The following is a 20,648-nucleotide window of genomic DNA, read 5'->3' as shown; positions in this document are numbered from 1 at the left end:
AGGAGGGCCTGAACATTTATGAACACTTCGATGCCCCGGCCGCGGTCGCTTTCCCTTGCGGGAAAAGCTGCCCGATGCTGGCCGCGCCGGGGCAGGCAGCAGGATGGGCGGGTCAGTGGAAAGCTATGATTACATCGTGATCGGGGCCGGCAGCGCGGGCTGCGTGCTGGCGAACCGGCTTTCGGCCGATCCGAAGACCCGGGTTCTGCTGCTGGAGGCGGGCGGGCGCGACAATTACCACTGGATCCATATTCCGGTGGGCTATCTGTACTGCATCAACAACCCGCGCACCGATTGGCGCTTTCGCACCGAGGAAGAGCCGGGGCTGAACGGCCGGGCGCTGCTGTATCCGCGCGGGCGGGTGCTGGGCGGCTGCTCGTCGATCAATGGCATGATCTACATGCGCGGCCAGGCGCAGGATTATGACGGCTGGGCGCAGGCGGGCTGCACCGGCTGGGGCTGGGACGACGTGCTGCCGCTGTTCCGCGCGCAAGAGGATTACCATCTGGGCGCCAGCGCGCTGCATGGCGCGGGCGGCGAATGGCGGGTCGAAAAGGCGCGACTGCATTGGGACGTGCTGGATGCCTTCCGCGATGCGGCGCTGGAATTCGGCATTCCGCGCAATGACGATTTCAACCGCGGCGACAATGAGGGCGCGGGCTATTTCGAGGTCAACCAGCGCCGCGGGATTCGCTGGAACACCTCGAAGGCCTTCCTGCGTCCGGCGGCGGGGCGGCCCAATCTGCGGGTGCTGACCGGCGCCCAGGCCGAACGGCTGATCATCGAGGAAGGCGAGGTGCGGGGCGTCGTCTTCCACCATCAGGGCAGCCGGAAAGAGGCCCGCGCGCTGCGCGAGACGGTGCTGTCGGCCGGCGCCATCGGCTCGCCGCAGCTTCTGGAACTGTCGGGCGTCGGGCGGGGCGAGGTGCTGGCCGCGGCCGGGATCGCGCCCATCAAAGAGGTGGCCGGGATCGGCGAGAACCTGCAGGACCATCTGCAATTGCGCCTGGTCTACAAGGTGCATGGCGTGCCGACGCTGAACGAAAAGGCCTCAAGCCTGTTCGGCAAGGCTTCGATCGGGTTGGAATATCTGCTGAAACGCTCGGGCCCGATGGCGATGGCGCCCAGCCAGCTGGGGATCTTCACCCGCTCGGGCCCGGAAAAGGCCAGCGCCGATCTGGAATGGCATGTGCAGCCGGTCAGCCTGGATAAATTCGGCGACCCGGTGCATCCCTTCCCCGCGATCACCGCCAGCGTCTGCAATCTGCGGCCCGAAAGCCGGGGCTCGGTGCATGTGAAGACGGGCGATTTCCGCACGGCGCCGGCGATCCGCCCGAATTACCTGTCGACCGAGGGCGACCGCGAAGTGGCCGCGCGCTCGATCCGGCTGACGCGGCAGATCGCGACGCAGCCCGCCTTTGCCCGCTTCCGCCCGGAAGAATTCCGCCCCGGCCCGGCCTATGAAAGCCGCGACGATCTGGTCCGTGCGGCGGGCGATATCGGCACCACGATCTTCCACCCGACCGGCACCTGCCGGATGGGCGGCGATGCGGGCTCGGTCGTCGATCCGCGGCTGAAGATGCGCGCGCTTGGCCGGTTGCGGATCGCCGATGCCTCGGTCATGCCCACGATCACCAGCGGCAACACCAATTCGCCGACGGTGATGATCGCCGAAAAGGCCGCAAGGATGATGCTGGAAGATGCCCGAGGCTGATCCGGTCCAACCCGCCGTCCTGATCCGCCGGCAGGGCCGCGCGGGGCGCATCACGCTGAACCGGGCGGCGCGGCTGAATGCGCTGACGCGCGAGATGTGCCAGCAGATCCTGGCCGCGCTTGATGCCTGGCGGGCGGATCCGGCGGTGGCGCTGGTGATCTTCGATGCGGCGGGGGACCGCGCCTTTTCCGCAGGCGGCGATGTGGTCGCGGTGGTCAAGGCCGCGCGGGCGGGCGATTTCGCCCTGGGCCGCGATTTCTTCCGCGACGAATACCGGATGAATGCGCAGATCGCGCTTTATCCCAAGCCCGTCCTTGCCTTCATGCAGGGCTACACGATGGGCGGCGGCATCGGGATCGGCGGCCATGCCCGCCACCGGATCCTGGGCGAGACCACGCAGATGGCGATGCCCGAAACCCGGATCGGCCTGGTGCCCGATGTGGGCGCCAGCGCGCTTCTGGCGCGGGCACCGGGGCGGATGGGTTATTACCTTGGCCTGACCGGCGCGCGGATGACGCCGGGCGATGCGGTTTTCTGCGGCTTTGCCGACCGCTTCCTGGCGCAGGCCGACTGGCCCGCGCTGATCGCCCGGCTGGCGGAAAGCGGCGATCCGGCGCTGCTGCCGCAGGGCAGGGCGCCCGGCTCGGATCTGGCCGGCCATGGCGCGCAGATCGACCGGATCTTCGCCCGGCCCGACCTGGCCGCGATCCGCGCCGCGGTGGCGCAGGAAACCGGCCCGATCGCCGATGCAACCCGCGCGGCCCTTGCCCAGCATGACCCGCTTGCCATGGCCGCGACGCTGCAGCTGATCGCGGCGGCGCAGGCCGCGCCGGGCGTGCCCGAAGCGCTGGAACGCGAGTTCCGCTTCACCGCCCGCGCCGCGGAACATGGCGATTTCATCGAAGGCGTGCGGGCCCGGCTGATCGACCGTGACGACCGGCCGGCCTGGCGCCATGCGTCAGCCACCGAGACAGACCTTGCCGCCGCCGTCGCCACGATGCTGGCGCCGATCTAGGCGCGCGGCGTCAGGGTTCGGCCTGTTCCGCGCCCGCCGCCGGGCTGGCCAAGGCGCTGAAACAGCGTTCGTACCAGCGCGCCGTATCGCCGATATCCGAGATCAGCGCCCGGCTGGCCGTGTCGTGATCGCCCCGCGCCAGCGCCTCCAGGATCTCGTTATGCCGCTCGACCCCGCGGCTGAACACGTCCGGCTCGTAGGTTTCGGCGCGGAAGGGCAGCCGCAGCAGCGGCCCCGCCCGCACCCACAGCGTCTCGATCATCCGGTACAGCAATTCGCCGCCCGCCAGACGGTACAGCAGAAAGTGGAATTCCATATTGGCGACGGTCACCGCCTCGGCATCGCCGCGCCGCACCGCCAGTTCCACCTTGTGATTGACCAGCCGCAGCTCGTCCATCTGCTCGGGCGTCAGCGGCAGCTTCAGCCGCCGCACCGCCGCGCCTTCCAGCATCAGCCGGATCTCGACCAGCTCGCGGAAACTGTCGGGCCGCATTTCCGGCACCCGGGCCGAGCGGTTTTCGGTCAGTTCCAGCGCGCGTTCGGCCACCAGGCGCTGCAGCGCATCGCGCACCGGGATCATCGAGGTGCCCAGCACCTTGGCCAGGCTGCGGATCGTCAACTGCGCCCCCGGAGCGAAATGCCCGCGGATCAGTGCATTGCGCAGGATCTGATAGACCCTGTCCTGCAGGTTCGCATCCTCCATCAATGACGTATCCAGCGCCAGCAACGCCTGGTCGTCCCGTCCTTCGGCCCGCTTCGTGCGCCTTCCCACTGAGGACTGTCCTTTCTTCACCACCTTCACCTAATGAACCGCCGTCATCCCGCCATCAACCACCAGCATATGGCCATTCAGATAGGCTGCGGCGGGCGAACACAGGAAAAGCAGCGGGCCGGAAAGATCCGAGGTCTCGCCCCAGCGCCCCAAGGGCACCCGGGCCGCGATCATGGCGCCAAACGCCGGGTCTTCCTGCAGCACGGTGTTGATCTCGGTGCGGATATAGCCCGGACACAGCGCGTTGACGCAGACCCCGTGCGGGCCCAGTTCAGCCGCCATCGACCGGGTCAGCCCCGCGATCGCATGTTTGCTGGCGGTGTAGGAATGGGCGTTCTTCTTGCCCTGCAGCGCCAGGATCGAGCCGATATTGACCACCCGCCCCCAGCCGCGCGCCCGCATCGCCGGGGCCAGCGCCTGGGTCAGGAACATCGGCGCGGTCAGGTTCAGGCCAAGCACCTGGTCCCAGCGCGGCGGCGTCACCGCGTCAAAGGGCGCGCGGTCGATCATGCCGGCACTGTTGACCAGGATATCGGGCGCCTCGCCCGCGGCGGCCAGGGCACCGACCAGGGCATCGACCCCGTCCTGCGCGCCCAGATCCGCCGGCAGGGGCAAGGCCTCGGCCCCGGCCTTCCCCAGCGCGGCAGCCTGCGCGTCAAGCCGGTCGAGAGTGCGCGCGACCAGGATCACCCGCGCCCCCGCCGCCGCCAGCACCCGCGCGGCCGCAGCCCCGATTCCGCCCGACGCGCCGGTGATCAGCGCCGTGCGCCCGGCAAGGGAAAACAGCGATCCAAGTTCAGGCAGGCGCTCAGCCGGCATCGGCTTCCTCCGCGATCCGGACCAAGGGGCCCCGGTAGCTTTCAAAATTTGCACAGATTCCGATGGATTGCCCGGAAATATGTTGCCCGGCATCCGAGGCCAGGAACACCGCCATCGCGGCCACATCCTGTGGCGTCACCGTCTGATGCATCGAGATGTTGTGCAGCATCAGCGGCAGATAGGCCTCGCCCGTCATGCCGCGCGCCGCCGCCTGTTCGGCGACGACCCGGTCTAGCCGCGGCCCGGCCACCATTCCGGGCATCAGGGCGTTGACGCGAATGCCATGTGCGCCCAGCTCGATCGCCAGCACATCGGTCAGGCCCCGCACCGCGTATTTCGAGGCGGAATAGGGCGCGCGCAGCGGCATGCCGATCCGCCCCGCGGTCGAGGACAGGTTGATGATCGCCCCGCTGCCCTGTGCCTTCATCCCCGGAATGACGGCGCGGGCGGCCAGGAACTGGCCGTCCAGGTTCACCGCCAGCGTCTGGCGCCACTCCGCCAGGCTGATCTCTTCCACCGCCCTGGTCGGGCCGGCGATCCCGGCATTGTTCACCAGCACGTCGATGCCGCCAAATTCCGTCAGAACCTCGGCAAAGAATGCCGCGACCGCTGCCTCGTCCGAGACATCGCATATCCGCGCCAGATGCGGCGAGGCCGCGACAAGGGCCGGGTCGATGTCGCAGACCGCAACTCTTGCGCCGGCGGCCGCGAAAGCGTCGGCCGTGGCCTGCCCGATCCCGCCGCAGCCCGCCGTGACCACCACCCGGCGTCCGGTCAGATCCAGTTTCATTGCAAAGCCTCCGTTTCGGTTTTTGCCGCTTTCGCCCGCCCGCCGCGCAGAAAGCCCGGCACCGGCAGTTCCCGCCCCCGGCTCAGCCCGTCGGGGCGCATGATCAGCGCCAGCAGCATGCACAGGCCCAGCAGAACCTCGCGCGAGCCGCCGGGGATCTGCAGCATCATGCCGCCGATCTCGACGCCGGTTTCAAAGCGGCGGAAGATCTCGGCCAGGACCGACAGCGCCAGCGTTCCCACCACCACGCCCGACAGGCTGCGGATGCCACCCACCACCAGCATCGCGATCACGATGAACGACAGGTTCAGATAGACATTGTTGGCCGTGGTCAGCGCGCCGTTGTTATGGCCCAGCATCACCCCGCCCGCGCCGGCGACCGTGGCGCTTAGCACGAAGGCCAGCAGCCGCAGCCGCATCACGCGGATGCCGGCCCCATGCGCCGCGACCAGATCCTCGCGGCTGGCGCGCAGCAACAGCCCGGCGCGCGAATTCTGGAAGATCCAGGCGATCATCAGCGCGACCAGCGCCGCCGCCAGGGCCGCCCAGGGCCCGACCCAGGTCGGCAGCCCGACCAGCGAGGCGGTGCCTTTCGTCCAATCGGTCCAGTTGTTGTAGATCACCGAAATCACGATGAAGAAGGCGAAGGTCGCGATCGAGGCGGCAATGCCGCTGAGCCGCATCAGCGGAATGCCCGCCAGAAGGCCCAGCCCCCCCGCAACCGCCATTCCGGTCAGAAGCCCGCCCAGCGGCGACAGCTGCAGGCCGCGCAGCACCTCGGGCAGGCCGGGCAGGATCACCCCCTTCATCGCCAGCGGTATCGTCACCCAGGCCGAGGCATAGGCCGCCACGATCAGGAAGGCGCCATGCCCGAAGGACAGGATGCCGGAATTGCCGACGAAAATGTACAGGCCGGTCACGATCACCAGCTTGATCAGCGTGTCGGTGGTGATCCGCGCCATGGCCGGGCTGATCTGCGAAAAGACCAGCGTCAGCGCCAGCAGCAGCACCGCCCAGACCGCCCAGGGCCACAGCAGCGCCGCCAGATCCCGCATCGGGGTTTCTTCGTCAGACATCAGACACGCTCCCATGCGGACCGGACGGCGATCAGACCCTGCGGGCGGACCAGCAGCATCAGGATCACCGAGGTGAAGACAAAGGCTTCGCGGAAGGGCTGCAGATGCGGCGGCAGCACCATCTGCAGGATCGTCGTCACCGTGCCGACCAGAAAGCCGCCAAGCGCGCATCCGGGCAGGCTGCCCATGCCGCCGATCACCGTGGCGACAAAGCCGATCATCGTCAGCGACACCCCGAAGAAGGGCGTCATCGAGCCGGTCTGCGCCACGAACAGCACCGTCACCGTCACCGCCAGAACCGCAGAAATCGCAAAGGCGACCGCGATCACCCGGTTGCTGTTCACCCCGACCAGCCGCGCCATGCGCGGGTTTTCCGACACGGCCCGCATCTGATAGCCGATGCGGGTATAATTGATGAACAGCGCCAGAACGGTTGTCAGCAGCACGGTCGCCGCGATCTGCAACAGGCTGACACCCGCGATGCGCAAGCCGCCGATTTCCACGCTGTGATTGATCGCCGGCAGGAAGTTGACGGTTCGGGTCAGCGATCCGAACATCACCACCCAGACATGCTGGATCATGAAGCTCAGCCCGAACGAGACGATCATCAGCGTCTCGGGCGGGGCGCGGCGCACCTGGCGGAACACCAGAAAATCGCTGGCCAGCGCGAACAGCACCACGAAGATCAGCACCGCGCAAATGGCGAAGGGCCAGTACAGGCCCGCGCTGAGCAACAGCACATAGGCGCCGACCATGATATATTCGCCATAGGCAAAGTTCACCAGGCCGATGACCCCGAAGATCAGCCCGATCCCGATGGCGGTCAGCGCGTAAAGCCCGCCGACGCTGGCGGCGTCGATCAGCATCTGCAGAAAGCTCATTGGGTCATCTCCTTGCCGGCATCCGCATAGCCAAACAGGACGGTTTCGACCGAGCCGCGCGCGCTAAGGGCCTCGGCGCGGCCTTCCTCGATCACCTGGCCCGCCTGGATCAGATAGGCGCGGTCGCAGACGGAAAAGGCGCGGGCGGCGTTCTGCTCGACCAGAAGGATGGTCGTGCCCTGATCGCGCAGCGCGGCAATCGCGGCATAGACCGCGTCGGTCACCACCGGCGCAAGGCCAAGCGACGGCTCGTCCAGCATCAGAAGCCCAGGGCACGCCATCAGCGCCCGGCCGATGGCCAGCATCTGCTGCTCGCCCCCCGACAGGAAGCCGGCCATATGGGCGTGCCGCTCCGCAAGCCGCGGGAAAAGCGCATAGATCCGGTCGGCATCGGCCAGGATCTGGGCCCGGCTCAGCCGCCGCCGGCTGGCGCCGATCAGCAGGTTTTCATGGGTGGACAGTTTCTTGAACACATCGCGCGTCTCGGGCACCAGCGAAATGCCCAGGCCCACGCGCTGCTCGGGCTCTTGCCCGGCCAGGTCGCGGCCGTCCAGCCGCATCGCGCCCGATCGCAGCGGCACCACCCCGGCAATCGCCAACAGCAGCGAGGATTTGCCCGCGCCGTTCGGGCCGATCAGCGCCACCGTCTCGCCCTTGGCGGCATGGATCGAGATCTGGTTCAGCGCGCGCACCGCACCATAGGTCACCACCGCCTGGTCGATCAGCAGATGCGGGGTCATGCGGCCGCACTCCCCAGATAGGCTTCGCGCACCATGGCGTGGTTGCGGATCTCGTCCGGCGTGCCCGAGGCCAGGACCTTGCCGCTGCGCAGAACCTGAACCCGGTCGCACAGGCGGAACACGATATCCATGTTATGCTCGATCAGCAGGATGCCGCAGCCGCGCGCACGGATCGCGTCGACCACCGACAGGAAGGCCATCGCCTCGTGATGGTTCATGCCCGCCGCCGGCTCGTCCAGCATCACGAAGGCGGGCCGGGCCATCATGGCGCGGGCAATCCCGACGCGACGCTCGACCCCATAGGGCAGCGCGCGGGCCTCGGTCGCAAGCCAGCCTTCCAGATCCAGAAGCCCGGCCAGAACGGCAATCTCGGCCCGCGCCTCTTTCCGGCCTTGCCCCATCGCAAAGGCCGCCGCCAGCAGATTCTCGGCCACCGTCAGCGCCGGAAACAGCCGCACCGCCTGAAAGGTGCGCAAAAGGCCCCGCCGAACCCGTTCATCCGGCGGGGTCGCGGTGATGTCGTCCGATCCGATGCGGATCGTGCCGGTCTGGGGCTTCTGAAAGCCGGACAGGACATTGACGAAGGTGGTCTTCCCCGCCCCGTTGGGGCCGATCAGACCAAGGATTTCCGAAGGGCGCAGCTCCAGATCGACATCGTCGATCACCGTCAGCCCCCCGAAACGGACGGTCACACCCGTCGCGGTCAGGATATGGGTCATGGCGTGCCTTTTGAGAGTGGGGGAACCGCGCCCCCGGGGGTCTTGCCCCGGGCGCGCGCGCAAGATCCGGGCGGCCGGAAAGCCGCCCGTGCCCCTGCTCAGAATTCCGGCGGATACACCTTTTCCGCCGCGCGCCGCCCGATCGGCTCGTACGTGCCGCCGGTGACCTTCATCATCAGCATCGGGCTGGTCAGGTTGATATGCAGCTCGGGCGTGAAGGTCGAAGGCCCGGTCAGCAGCGGCTCGTCGGTGAAGCCGTCAAGCGCGGTCTGGATGGCCGCCGTATCCAGGCTTCCGGCCTTTTCCACCGCCCGCGCCCAGGCCTCGACCGCGGTATAGCCGGTCACCACATGGCCCATCCGCGCCGGTTCGCCATATTTCTCCTGATAGCGGGTCATGAAGGCCGCGATCTTCGGATCGGGATCATTGCCCCAGATCGAGGCATAGACGGCAATGTAGAAATCCGACAGATCCGGCACCGCCTCGATCCAGTGGCTGCCATCCATCGATTCCGACGCCAGCACCGGCAGGTCGATCCCGGCCGAGCGCAGCTGCCGCATCATCGAGCCGTTGTTGGTGAAGCCGCACCAGACCACGAAATTGGCATCCGCCCCGTCCGACTTCATCCGCGAGATCTGGCCGGTGATCGCATTGTCATTCAGCCCGTTCCAGGTGTCTTCGCCGACAATGCTGTCTTCACCCTTCAGATCGACCCAGCGCTTGCGGAAATTGTCGCACAGCGATTTCGTGTATTCGATCGCCGTGTCCTTCATGATGTAGACCTTGTCCCAGCCCTGCTGCTCGGCTGCGAATTCGGCCAGAAGCGCGCCCTGGCCATTGGTGGCCAGCGACATCGTATAGGCCAGGGGGCCCACGCCCTGGATGCCGAACTTGGCATCGGCGGCGCAGCTCGACATGGCGATCTTGCCCTGCGAGATGGCGGTCAGCGCGGCCGGGGCGCCGAAGTCATAGTCGCAGGCGACCAGAACCATCTCGGCGCCGGCATCCAGCACTTCCAGCGCGGCGGTCGGCCCCAGCGAGGGGTCCGACTTGGTGTCGCGCACCACCAGTTCGACCGGGCGGCCCAGAAGCCCGCCATTGGCGTTGATGTCATCAACGGCCAGTTCGGCCCCGCGGGCGGCGCCCTTGTCCCAGGGTTCCAGCGTGCCGGTCTGGCCGCTGGCAACGCCGATCACGATGGGCCCGTCCTGCGCGATCGCGGCAGAACCAAGGCAAAGCAACAGGACGGCCGAACAGGCCGATGAAAGCAGGGTCTTCATCTGGATCTCCATCTGTTGGGTGGAATTTTGTTCTTGTTTTTATTCAGCTGTTCCGCAGGCGCTGGGTCGCGCCCCGGTCGATCTCATGCCCGTCGGTGACGGCAATGCCATAGACGTCGCGCGCCCGGTCGGCGGTGATCAGGCCTTCGCGCAGATCCTGCAGCACCCGTTCCGGCGCCCGCGCCCGGGGGTCGCCGAAGCCGCCCCCGCCACAGGAGAAGGACAGGACGCGCTCGTCCGGGGCGATGGTGACCGAGACGACCACCGGCAGTTCCTCAAGGCTGCCATCGGCGCGCTTGCGGTATTGCCGCGCCCCCGCGGCCGCGCCGCCGCCCGCCGCGCCCTTGGCCGCGTTGATCGTGCCGTCGCTGACCGCGTTCACCGTCATCGCGCAGCCATCGGGGCCGTATTCGCCCATCAGGCTGGGCGCGCCGGTGAATTCGCCCGCGCCTTCGCTGTCGGTCACCAGGCGGCGCTGGTAGCAGCGGATCGGATAGGCCATTTCCAGGATCTCGATGCTGTCGATATACAGCATCCCCGCATTGCCGGCATGCGCGATGGTGATCCAGCTGTCCTGGCCCGGCGTGCCGGCCCCGGCGGTGGCGCCCAGGAAGATCTGGTTCACGAAGGGCTTGCCCTTGCGCGGGTCCTTGCCCGAGATCACCGCCATCGTCGCGGGGCTGAGCGCGCCGGTCTCGGCCTGGCCGAAGCGGCTGTCCATCGCGGCAATCGCCGTCTGGACAGCATTGGAAATCCGGTCGGCCACGTTGGTTGTGGCAACCGAGCAGCTGGTCGGATGCTGCGGGATCCCGACCACCGCGCCCTCGCGCAGCTTCAGCCGCACCCGGCTGAACGACCCGGCATTGCGCGGCACGGTATGGTCGATCGAGTTGAACACCCCGATCAGCGCCGCCGTGCGCGTGCAGGCTTCGGACACGTTGATGCCCAGCTCCAGCGCGTCGATATTGTCGGTCAGGTCGATGTCGATGAACCCCTCATCCGGGTCGACCGCGACTGTCGCGTTGATCTTCACCCCCTCGGCCGGCGTGCCGGGCAACGGGTCATGGGTGGAACTGGAGCTGGCGGTCTTTTTCGGCAGCTTCGCAATCGCCGCCTTCATCCGGTCGGCGCTGTAGCTGAACCATTGCTCGCCCAGCTCGACCAGCGCGTCCCAGCCGAATTCGGCGCCCACGGCGCGGATCTCGCGCTCGGCGATCCGGCCGGCGCCGATCATGCCCAGATAATCGCCCCACCACTGGTCCGGCACCCGGATGCGCATCCGGCACATGCGGATGATGTCCTCGATATCCTTGTAATCGCGCTGCACCTGCACCGCCGGAAAGATCAGCGCGCCTTCGTTGTAGACATCCCGCGCATGGCCGAAATAGGTGGTCGGGATCGAATTGCCGATATCGGCCTGATGCGCCTTGACGATGGCGGTATAGCGGTGGCGGCCGTCATCGTCGAAGACCGGCACCAGGATCGACAGGTCGGCGGCATGCGAGCAGCCGTGATAGGGCGAATTGTGCAGGAAGGCATCGCCCGGCTTCAGATCCGGGTGCAATTCGCACATCGACCGCGCCATCATGTCCGGGCCGACCAGAACGTGGATCGGAATGCTTTCGGCCGTGGCCAGAAGCCGGTTGTCGGCGGTGACGATGCAGCAGGAGAAATCCCGCGCCGTCGCCAGGACGCCCGAGCGCCCGGTGCGCAGCAGCGTATTCGCCATCTTCCGCGCCACCGCTTCCCAGCGGTTGTTCAGGATCGCCAGCTTCACGCCGTCGATCGCCCCGGTCTTGCGCGTCTCTGCGCCGTGATTCAGCGGCCGGTTCATGCGTTTTCTCCCAGAAGTTCGATGACAACCGAGCCGGAGGCAACCTTGCGCGCTTCCGATCCGGGGAAGACCACAACCGTGGTGAAGGGGCTTTCGACGATGGCCGGGCCGCGCACGCGGTCGTCCTCGGTCATGTCCGAGAAGCTGGCAAGGCGCACCTCTCCCAGGCCCGTTTCGCGGAAATAGCAGTTCCGCCGGGTGGATTTGCCCCCGCGGCCGATGTTCTGCATCTGGCCGATGCTGCCCGAGCGGATCTTCACCGCCACATCGACGCGCCAGCTGACGATTTCGACCGGGGCGCCTTCGTCGCGCACCGCGAACAGCGCCTCATGCGTGTCGTGGAAGGCGGTTTCCAGAGCCTTCACATCGTCGATCCGGTCCGAGGGCAGCGGCACCTCGATATCCCAGACCTGCGAGGGGTAATGGCCTTCGAAGCTGAAGGTCATGCGGCTTTCAATCGCCTGATCGCCGGTCGCCGCCAGAAAGGCCTCGGCCTTTTCGCGCAGGTCTTTCAGGGTTCTGGCCACCAGATCGGCGTCAAAGGCATTGGTGCGCGTGGCGGCGATGACACGGAAATTGTTGGTCAATTCCGAAATCAGCCCGCCGCCCGCCGACAGGGCCGCACCAACCTGCGGCATGACCAGCGTCTTGCAGCCCAGGCGCCGCGCGATCAGCACCGAGTTGAAGCCCGCCGCCCCACCGCCGCCGATCAGCACCGCATTGGCCGGATCGAAGCCCTGCGCCACGGTGATGTCGTCAATCGCCTGCACCATGTTTTCGGTCACCACATCCAGAATGGCCGAGGCCGCCTCGAAGACCGAAAGCCCCAGTGGCCTGGCGATGCGTTCCTCGATGGCGCGCTCGGCCGCGCCCAGATCCAGCGCGATGGCACCGCCCAGGAAATTGTCGGGATCCAGATAGCCCAGCACCAGCGCGGCATCGGTCACCGTGGGCTCGACACCGCCCTTGCCGTAGCAGACCGGGCCCGGCACCGACCCCGCGCTGCGCGGGCCCACCGACAGAAGCCCGCCCTCGTCGACCGAGGCGATCGAGCCGCCGCCTGCGCCCACGCTTTTCACATCGATCGACGGGAAGCCGGTCATATGGCCGCGGAAGGGCTGGCCGATCCAGGTTTCCCGCGCCCAGGGGATGGTGCCGCCGCGGATCAGGCTGACATCATAGGTGGTGCCGCCGGTATCGGCGACGATGGCGTCTTTCGCGGCGCAATCGGCCTCGGCGAAATAGCGGCCGGCGACCGGCGCCATCGAGGGGCCGGAATTGATCGAATGGATCGGCTGGCGCGCCACATCCGCCGCATCCAGCACCCCCCCTTGCGAGGTCAGCACCAGCACCCGGCCGGCAAAACCCGCCTCGCGCAGCCGCGCCTCGAGCGTTTGCATATAGGTCGTCATCAGGGGCTTCAGCGAGGCATCGATCGCCGTGGCCGAGGTGCGGCGATATTCGCGCAGGATCGGGTTCACCTCATGCGACAGCGTCACCGGCACGCCGGGCAGATGTTCGGCCAGAAGCGCGCCGATCCGCAATTCATGCACCGGATTGACCACCGACCACAGCAGGCTGACCGCCACCGCCTCGACGCCCCGCGCCTTCATCTCGGCGATGATCGCCAGCAGCGCCGCTTCGTCCAGCGGCTGGTCCACGCTGCCATCATGCAAGATGCGCTCGGGCACTTCGAAGGTCAGGGCGCGGGGAATATAGGGCTTAGGATAGGGCACGGTGAAGTTGAACGGCTCGATCCGCCCGCCTTCGCGCAGAACCAGCACCTCGGGATTGCCCCAGGTACACAGAAGCGCCGTCTTCGCCGCCGTGCCGGTCACGATGGCATTGATCGCCCGCGTGGTGCCGTGGATGAACAGGTCGCCCTTGGCCAGCATTTCGGCCCGGCTCATCCCGTAATCGTCAGCGGCCACCTGAAGCACGTCCAGCACGCCCCGGATCGGGTCGTCGGGCGTGGTCGAGGCCTTGAACATCCGCACGAAACCATCGTCATCCTCGACGACGAGATCGGTGAACGTGCCCCCGGTATCGGTTGCAAAGCGCATAGTCTCTCCTGTTGCTGAAGACCACTTTGGCGTGGCTCTCATTTGTCGGAAGGGCGCGGGCCGGTGGCCCGGCCCCTAGATCGCGGTGGCCGCGGCCCCTTTCAGATCCAGCATCTGCCGCGCCTCGGCGGGGCTGGCGATCTCAAGCGAAAGGTCTTCCAGGATGCGGCGGATCTTGGTCACCTGATCGGCATTGCTTTTGGCCATCTGGCCCTTGCCCAGGTAAAGCGAATCCTCCAGCCCCACCCGCACATTGCCGCCCAGGATCGCGCCCATGGTGCAAAGCCCCATCTGGTGGCGCCCGGCGGCCAGGATCGACCATTGGTAATCCGTACCAAACAGCTTTTCAGCGGTTTCGCGCATATGCATCACATTGGAAGGGTCTGCCGAAATGCCACCCAGAATGCCGAAGATCGACTGCACGAACAGCGGCGGCTTCACCAGCCCGCGTTCCAGGAAATGCGCCAGCGTGTAAAGATGGCCGATATCGTAGCATTCGAATTCAAAGCGGGTGCCGCAGTCGTCGCCCAGATGCTTCAGGATATATTCGATATCCTTGAAGGTGTTGCGGAAGATGAAGTCGCGGGAATTCTCAAGGTATTTCGGCTCCCAATCATGCTTCCAGTTCGGATAGCGCTCCAGCATCGGGAACAGGCCGAAATTCATCGAGCCCATGTTCAGCGAACACATCTCGGGCTTGAATTCCAGCGGGGCGGCCAGGCGTTCCTGCACCGTCATGTTATGGCCGCCGCCGGTGGTGATGTTCAGCACCGCATCGGTCGCCTCGGCGATCTGCGGCAGGAATTCGCGGAACACATCGGGCGAGGGCGTCGGGCTGCCATCGACCGGATTGCGCGCATGCAGATGCAGGATCGCCGCCCCGGCCTGTGCCGCCCCGATCGCCCCGTCGCGGATTTCGTCCGGGGTCAGCGGCAGGTGATCCGACATGGTCGGCGTGTGGATCGAGCCGGTGACCGCACAGGTGATGATCACCTTGCTGCCGGATTTCGCTTTCTTCTCGCTCACGACAATGCTCCTTCAGAGGATTCTTCCCGCGCCAGCTGCTTCAACCGACGCAGTTCTTGCAACTTGCCGGCCAGCCAGGTCTGCCGCGCCGGAATTGCTTTCAGATCAAGCGTTTCGCGTCGCGCCTGGGCGATCAGCGCCGGCGCCTTGCCGCTCCAGCCGCTGGTCGCGCTGCCCCCCGGCGCCGAGGCGGCCAGCGCGGGGCCCAGCCGGGCCGCATAATCGGCGAACCCGCCGCTGGCGTTCAGGTCCATCACCTCGAACGGGCCGGCAAAGGCCCATCGCATCCCCAGACCCGAGCGCACGGCGCGGTCGACATCCTCGGGGCTGGCCACACCGCCGGCGACCAGCCGCAGCGCCTCTTCCACCAGCGCAGATTGCAGCCGGTTCAGCACGAAGCCCGGCTGGCTGATGCGCACCCGGATCACGTCCTGCCCGAGATCCGTCATCATCGCGGCGACCCGGTCCAGAAGGGCGGGGTCGGTCGCGGGGGCGGGCACCAGTTCCACCACCGGCAGCAGATGCGGCGGATTGGCGGGATGCGCGACAAGGCAGCGCTGGGGCCGGCGCATCGCGGCAAAGATATCGTCGGGCAGCAGCGCCGAGGTCGACGAGGCCAGCACGCAATCGGCGCCGACCTGATCCTCGATGGAGCGAAACAGCGCCTGTTTCACCGCCAGATCTTCCAGCGCGGCCTCTTGCACGTAATCGGCGCCCGCCAGCGCCTCATCCAGCCCGGTGCAAAAGCGGATGCGGCTCAGCGCCGCCGGCGACAGCTGTTCGGCCAGCCATTGCCGCGCCAGATCCAAGGCCGCTTGCGACATGTCGCAAAGCCGAACCTCGTGGCCCGCAGCGCCGAACAGAACCGACCAGGACCGCCCGATCAGACCCGCCCCGATGACTGCGATAACCGGCTTCGTCATATCTGATTTCCCCTTCGGACAGGGCCATCATTCAGATCGAATCAGGATTCTGTCAATAGTGTTATATCACTTTTGAAACGCAGCTTTGCGCATGAAACCCATGAAACATGGGCCATGTGCAGGAAATCAGCGCAGCCATCGCATGCAACGTGTTTTGATCTAACGATATATCACATCTTCTACACCAGTTCGGCCCCCGCTAGACAGGCGACAAGGCACGCCGGCACGCGGCCTGTCCCGCGCCCGGGATTGTGCCAGCGGCCCGTGACTGCGAAGGCCAAGGCCCGGGGGTCAAGAAATCATGGTTGGGGATCGGTCGCGGGCGGCAGGCGTGCGCCTTGCCGGATTCCGATAAGTGATATTATGTAAATAAATCGTTAACCGGGCGCGCGGATCCGGCCAATCGCGCGCAACACCGATGCGGGCCCCGCTCAGCCGGTCATGAACATCGTCTCAGAGGTGCTGAAGAAATTGCGCACGATCGGATCCAGGTTGCTGCCATTGATGCGGAACAACCCGCAGGCGGTCAGCGCTTCGCGCAGGGTCAGGTTCACCCGCAACCGCCGCAGGATCACCCGCGAGGCGAAGGGCCCGCGATGCGGATGCCAGCCGATCCCCGAGGCCATGCCGGTCAGGTAATTCGCCTGATGGCGATGCGCGGCATACAGGATGGTCTGGCCGAAGCCGTCGACCGGGCCGCGCGCATGTTCCAGGATGAAGATCCGGTCGCCGCGCAGCACCGCATGGCCATGAAAGCGCGACCGGGTGATCCGGCCATAATCCGGGTCCTGCACCCGGCCGATATAGCGCGTCAGCACCCGGTGGTCGCGCTCGTACAGCTGCAGCAATCCGCATTGCACCTGGCCCGGCCAGGACGGCGTGAGGAAATAGTAGAAGTAGAAGCCCAGATAGTGGCGCAGCGCGGCCAACTCGCCCGGTTCGGGCTGCAATGCCGCGGCAAAGGACGAAGGCGCCTCCAGCCCGGGCGCACCCACCGTGTCATCCAGCTGACCCGACAGAAGCTGCTGCTCGCTAAGCGCGAAATAGCGCGCGATCCGCCGCAGATTATGCGCCGAAGGCAGCGATGCCCCGGTCAGATAGCGGTCGAACTGCTGCCGGTTGATGCCGATTTCCCGGCAGATCAGCGAAACCGAGGCCCGGCTTGCGCAAAGATTCCGCAAGGAACGGGAAAAAATTTCAGCCGTCCGCCCCGTCGGCGCCGCCATTCCTTACGCCCCTTTGCGCAACCTCGCGAAAACCCGCGTTATCTAGCGTAAAAGCGCGCAATTGGCAAGCCGCGCCCGGTCTTCTTTTTTTCCCCAACCCCCTGCCACAGGGCCGGGATGACCATGGGAAGAGCGTCGGGCATGACTGAAATCGTCGAAACACCGGATATGGCCATTCATCTGCCCGATGGCACCAGGCTGTCGGCCCGGGTCTGGATGCCGGAAGATGCGCCCCGCCATCCGGTTCCGGCGATTCTGGAATTCCTGCCCTATCGCAAGCGCGACGGCACCGCGCAGCGCGACCAGATCACCCATCCCTGGTTCGCCCGCCAGGGCTATGCCTGCCTGCGCGTCGACATGCGCGGCTGCGGCGAATCCGAGGGCCTGTTCGACGACGAATATTCCGCCCAGGAAATGCAGGATGCGCAGGATGTGATCGCCTGGATCGCCCGGCAGGACTGGTGCAGTGGCGCGGTGGGGATGATGGGCATCTCCTGGGGCGGGTTCAACTCGTTGCAGGCCGCCGCCAACGGGGCGCCGGCGCTGAAGGCGGTGATCAGCCTGTGTTCCACCACCGACCGCTTTGCCGATGACATCCATTACAAGGGCGGCTGCCTGCTGGGCGAGAATATCGGCTGGGCGGCGACCGCCAGTTCCTGGTTCTCGCCGCCGCCTGACCCGGCCCTGGTGGGCGAGGCCTGGCGCGAGATCTGGCTGAACCGGCTGGAGCATATGCCCTTCCTGGCCGAGACCTGGCACCGCCACCAAAGCCGCGACGCCTATTGGAAACACGGCTCGGTCTGCGAGGATTACGACGCGATCGGGGCTGCGGTCTTTGCCATCGGCGGCTGGCATGACGGCTATCGCAACACGCCCGCGCATCTGGCGGCCAATCTGAAGGCGCCGGTGCGCGCGCTGGTCGGGCCCTGGAACCACAAATACCCGCATCTGGCCGTGCCGGGGCCGCGTATCGACTTTCTGCACGAGGCGCTGATCTGGTGGGACCGCTGGCTGAAGGGCAAAGACAATGGCGCCGAGCGCGCGCCGGCCTATACCGCCTGGCTGATGGACAGTGTGAAGCCCGAAACCTCGTTCAGCCATCGCCCGGGCCGCTGGATCACCGAGGCCGAATGGCCCTCGCCGCGGATTGCCGAGCGGGTGTTCCATCTGGGCGCGGGCAGCCTTGCCGCCGATCCGGCGGCCGCCCCCTTCGCCCAGCAGGCCCGGCCCTCGACCGCGGTTGGCCTGGCGACCGGCGAATATTTCCCCTTCGGCTTCGGCCCCGGCGAATTGCCCGATGACCAGCAGCAGGACGACGCGCTGTCGGCCTGTTTCGACTCGGCCCCCCTGGCCGAGACCTGCGATATCGTCGGCGCTCCGCGCCTGCGCCTGACGCTGGCGGCCGACCAGCCGCGGGCCCAGATCGCGGTGCGGCTGTGCGACCTGCGCCCCGATGGCACCTCGGCGCTGATCACGCTGGGCATGCTGAACCTGCGCCATCGCGACGGGTTCGAGACGCTGAAGGATCTGGCGCCGGGCGTGCCGGTCGAGGTGGCGCTGGATCTGGACCAGATCGCCTATCGCCTGCCCGCCGGCCATCGGCTGCGGGTGGCGGTGTCGACCAGCTACTGGCCGTTCATCTGGCCCGAAGCGGCGCCGGTGAGTGTCACGATCTCGGCCGGGCAGCTGTCGCTGCCGCTGCGCCCCCTGGCCAGTGGCGACGAGGTGCAATTCGGCCCGCCCACCGGCGCCCCGCCGCTGGCGCTGAAATACCATTCGGAAACGGTGGAATCGAAACGGGTGGAAACCGACCCGGCGACCGGCGAGACCCGCATCATCATTGCCGGCACCACGCCCCTGACCGAGGATCTGACCCATGGCCTGACCACCGGCTCCAGCGTGGAAGAGATCTGGTCGATCCGCAAGGACGACCCGGCCAGCGCGCGGGTCGACATCACCTGGGACCGCAGCCTCGGGCGGGGCGACTGGCAGACCCGCAGCCGCGTGGTCACCAGCCTTTGGGCCGATGCGCAGGATTTCCACATCGTCCAGCGCATCACCGCCTGGGAAGGCGAGCGGATGGTCTTTGACCGCCGCCATCAGGACTCTGTCCCCAGGCTTTGACCCGGCGGACATCAAACGAAAAAGGGCGCCGTCCGGGCGCCGGCACAGGAAGGGACGTGACTTATGGCCAAGATTGACATGACCGCCGTTTCGCGGCGCGGCTTCATCGCCTCGACGCTGGCGCTGGGAACCGCGGGGCTGGCGCTGCGCAGCCATCCGGCGCTGGCGCAGGTCAGCGCCGAGGGCGGCCGGCTGCGCGCCCGGCTTTATGCCGACATCTCGAACCTGGATCCGGCCTTCTGGACCTCGGGCTCGGACGCCTTGGTGATGGAATGCATCTTTGCCTATGCGATGCAGTTCGAAACCGGCACCGCTGAATTCAAGGCCCAGCCGCTGGCGCTGAAGTCGATCACCGTGATCGACGACACCCATATCGGCTTCGAGCTGCACCCCGGCATCCTGTATTCCGGCGACTATGGCGAGATGACCGCCGAAGACGCCAAATTCTCGTGGGAACGCATCGCCGATCCGGCCGTGCAATCGCCCTATGCCGCCGACTGGGCGCAGCTGGACCATGTCGAGGTGACCGGCCGCCATACCGGCACGATCGTGCTGAAGGCGCCCTTCGCGCCGCTGTTCACCACCACCCTGCCCGCGACCAGCGGCATCATCCTGCCCAAGGCCGCGATCGAGGCCGCGAATGGCAAATTCGCGACCGAGCCGCCGGTGACCTCGGGGCCCTACCGCATTCGCGAATGGCAGCCGCGCACCCGGCTGGTGCTGGAAAAGAACCCGGATTTCAAACTGTTCGACGTGGAATTCGACGAGCTGATCCTGATCCCGATCGAAGATCCGAAAACGGCCGAGCTGGGCTTCGAAGCGGGCGATCTGGACCATGCGCAGACCTCGATCTCGTCGATCCCGCGCTTTGCGGCGGGGGCGCCGAAGGGCGGGCGCTTCGACCAGTTCACCGCGCTGAACTATTACTGGCTGGGCATGAACGAGGCCAATGCCGATCTGACCGACCAGAAGGTGCGCCGCGCGATCCAGCATGGCATCGCCCGCGATGCGGTGGTCGAGGCCGCCTATCTGGGCGCCGCCAGCCCCGCCGCCGGCATCATCGCCCCCGGCCTGCCCGGGCATCGCGCCGAGAACACCTATAATTACGATCCCGACCTGGCCCGCAGCCTGCTGGCCGAAGCGGGCGTGTCGGGCCTGACCGTCACCCTGTCGATCCAGCAAACGGCTGAGGATCTGGCCGCGGCGCAGATCATCCAGGCGCTGCTGGCCGATATCGGCGTGACGGTGCAGATCGACCAATATGAAAGCGGCAGCTTCTGGAGCCTGGGCATCGAGGCCGACGGCGATCAGTGGAAAAACCTGCAGCTGTTCCTGTTCAGCTTCACCATGCAGCCCGATCCCAGCTGGGCCACCGCCTGGTTCACCACCGAACAGGTCGGGATCTGGAACTGGCAGCGCTTCAGCAATGCCGAATTCGACCAGCTGAACCGTGACGCCGCGACCGAGCTGGATGTCGCCAAGCGCGACACGATGTATATCCGCATGCAGGAGCTGATGGAGGAATCGGGCGATTTCGTCTTCCTGACCTTCGAGCCGGTCGGCACCCTGTCGGCCGCCGGCGTCGCGCCCGCGATGCGGCCCGATGGCTGGCCGATCCTTTCGCGCTTCGGGCGGGGCTGATCGGC

The 20,648-nt window shown here is 66.8% G+C and carries 17 protein-coding genes; 4 read left to right on the top strand and 13 right to left on the bottom strand.

The genetic code is table 11. The features are described 5' to 3' along the window. The first annotated feature begins 103 nt into the window (after positions 1–103). Together K1Y73_RS00930 and K1Y73_RS00925 are read left to right on the top strand one after the other, a co-directional pair. Positions 104–1,714, top strand: a complete 1,611-nt coding sequence (locus tag K1Y73_RS00930; RefSeq protein WP_225026030.1) for a GMC family oxidoreductase — start codon at positions 104–106, stop codon at positions 1,712–1,714. Beyond that, a complete protein-coding gene (locus K1Y73_RS00925) occupies positions 1,701–2,729 on the top strand; it encodes an enoyl-CoA hydratase/isomerase family protein (protein ID WP_225026029.1) in 1,029 nt (342 codons plus the stop codon). Before K1Y73_RS00930 ends, K1Y73_RS00925 begins: the two co-directional genes overlap by 14 nt. A 10-nt stretch (positions 2,730–2,739) precedes the next feature. On the opposite strand, the gene K1Y73_RS00920 is transcribed toward K1Y73_RS00925, so the two are convergent. The 13 genes from K1Y73_RS00920 to K1Y73_RS00860 form a co-directional block, all read right to left on the bottom strand. Then, on the bottom strand, positions 2,740–3,501 hold the full coding sequence (locus K1Y73_RS00920) for a GntR family transcriptional regulator (protein WP_225026028.1): 762 nt from the start codon (positions 3,499–3,501) through the stop codon (positions 2,740–2,742). Between the two features lie 30 nt (positions 3,502–3,531). Further along, positions 3,532–4,320: an SDR family NAD(P)-dependent oxidoreductase gene (locus tag K1Y73_RS00915; RefSeq protein ID WP_225026027.1), complete on the bottom strand. Its 789-nt coding sequence runs from the start codon at positions 4,318–4,320 to the stop codon at positions 3,532–3,534. Further along, positions 4,310–5,110 (bottom strand): SDR family oxidoreductase, encoded by an 801-nt coding sequence (locus K1Y73_RS00910; RefSeq protein ID WP_318248205.1) that lies wholly within the window; start codon positions 5,108–5,110, stop codon positions 4,310–4,312. The genes K1Y73_RS00915 and K1Y73_RS00910 overlap by 11 nt, the downstream gene beginning before the upstream one ends. Further along, a complete protein-coding gene (locus tag K1Y73_RS00905) occupies positions 5,107–6,186 on the bottom strand; it encodes a branched-chain amino acid ABC transporter permease (protein ID WP_225026026.1) in 1,080 nt (359 codons plus the stop codon). The genes K1Y73_RS00910 and K1Y73_RS00905 overlap by 4 nt, the downstream gene beginning before the upstream one ends. Then, a complete protein-coding gene (locus K1Y73_RS00900) occupies positions 6,186–7,067 on the bottom strand; it encodes a branched-chain amino acid ABC transporter permease (protein ID WP_225026025.1) in 882 nt (293 codons plus the stop codon). Before K1Y73_RS00900 ends, K1Y73_RS00905 begins: the two co-directional genes overlap by 1 nt. Then, positions 7,064–7,807, bottom strand: a complete 744-nt coding sequence (locus tag K1Y73_RS00895; protein WP_225026024.1) for an ABC transporter ATP-binding protein — start codon at positions 7,805–7,807, stop codon at positions 7,064–7,066. The genes K1Y73_RS00900 and K1Y73_RS00895 overlap by 4 nt, the downstream gene beginning before the upstream one ends. Further along, complete coding sequence (locus K1Y73_RS00890) at positions 7,804–8,526, bottom strand: ABC transporter ATP-binding protein (RefSeq protein ID WP_225026023.1); 723 nt, start codon at positions 8,524–8,526, stop codon at positions 7,804–7,806. The genes K1Y73_RS00895 and K1Y73_RS00890 overlap by 4 nt, the downstream gene beginning before the upstream one ends. Before the next feature lie 98 nt (positions 8,527–8,624). Beyond that, positions 8,625–9,806: an ABC transporter substrate-binding protein gene (locus K1Y73_RS00885; protein ID WP_225026022.1), complete on the bottom strand. Its 1,182-nt coding sequence runs from the start codon at positions 9,804–9,806 to the stop codon at positions 8,625–8,627. Between the two features lie 43 nt (positions 9,807–9,849). Further along, positions 9,850–11,640, bottom strand: coding sequence for a hydantoinase B/oxoprolinase family protein (locus K1Y73_RS00880; protein WP_225026021.1), 1,791 nt, complete (start codon positions 11,638–11,640; stop codon positions 9,850–9,852). Next, positions 11,637–13,703 carry a hydantoinase/oxoprolinase family protein gene (locus tag K1Y73_RS00875; RefSeq protein ID WP_225026020.1) on the bottom strand — a complete coding sequence of 689 codons (2,067 nt, stop codon included), beginning with the start codon at positions 13,701–13,703 and terminating at the stop codon, positions 11,637–11,639. The genes K1Y73_RS00880 and K1Y73_RS00875 overlap by 4 nt, the downstream gene beginning before the upstream one ends. Positions 13,704–13,778: 75 nt before the next feature. Further along, positions 13,779–14,729, bottom strand: a complete 951-nt coding sequence (locus K1Y73_RS00870) for a BKACE family enzyme (RefSeq protein ID WP_225026019.1) — start codon at positions 14,727–14,729, stop codon at positions 13,779–13,781. Continuing rightward, positions 14,726–15,652 (bottom strand): 3-hydroxyacyl-CoA dehydrogenase NAD-binding domain-containing protein, encoded by a 927-nt coding sequence (locus K1Y73_RS00865; RefSeq protein ID WP_225026018.1) that lies wholly within the window; start codon positions 15,650–15,652, stop codon positions 14,726–14,728. Before K1Y73_RS00865 ends, K1Y73_RS00870 begins: the two co-directional genes overlap by 4 nt. 431 nt (positions 15,653–16,083) lie before the next feature. Continuing rightward, entirely contained in the window at positions 16,084–16,833 is a 750-nt protein-coding gene (locus tag K1Y73_RS00860; protein WP_225026017.1) for a helix-turn-helix domain-containing protein, read from the bottom strand. Between the two features lie 186 nt (positions 16,834–17,019). Between K1Y73_RS00860 and K1Y73_RS00855 the strand changes: the two genes are divergently transcribed. Next, entirely contained in the window at positions 17,020–19,002 is a 1,983-nt protein-coding gene (locus tag K1Y73_RS00855) for a CocE/NonD family hydrolase (protein ID WP_225026016.1), read from the top strand. Positions 19,003–19,065: 63 nt separating this feature from the next. Then, positions 19,066–20,643, top strand: a complete 1,578-nt coding sequence (locus tag K1Y73_RS00850; protein WP_225026015.1) for an ABC transporter substrate-binding protein — start codon at positions 19,066–19,068, stop codon at positions 20,641–20,643. Positions 20,644–20,648: the final 5 nt, after the last annotated feature.

Origin of the sequence: Xinfangfangia pollutisoli, from assembly GCF_020179405.1 — a bacterium.
GTDB lineage: Bacteria > Pseudomonadota > Alphaproteobacteria > Rhodobacterales > Rhodobacteraceae > Pseudogemmobacter > Pseudogemmobacter pollutisoli.
Note: the sequence above shows the minus strand (reverse complement) of the source record. Positions and strands in the feature narration are given on the sequence as shown.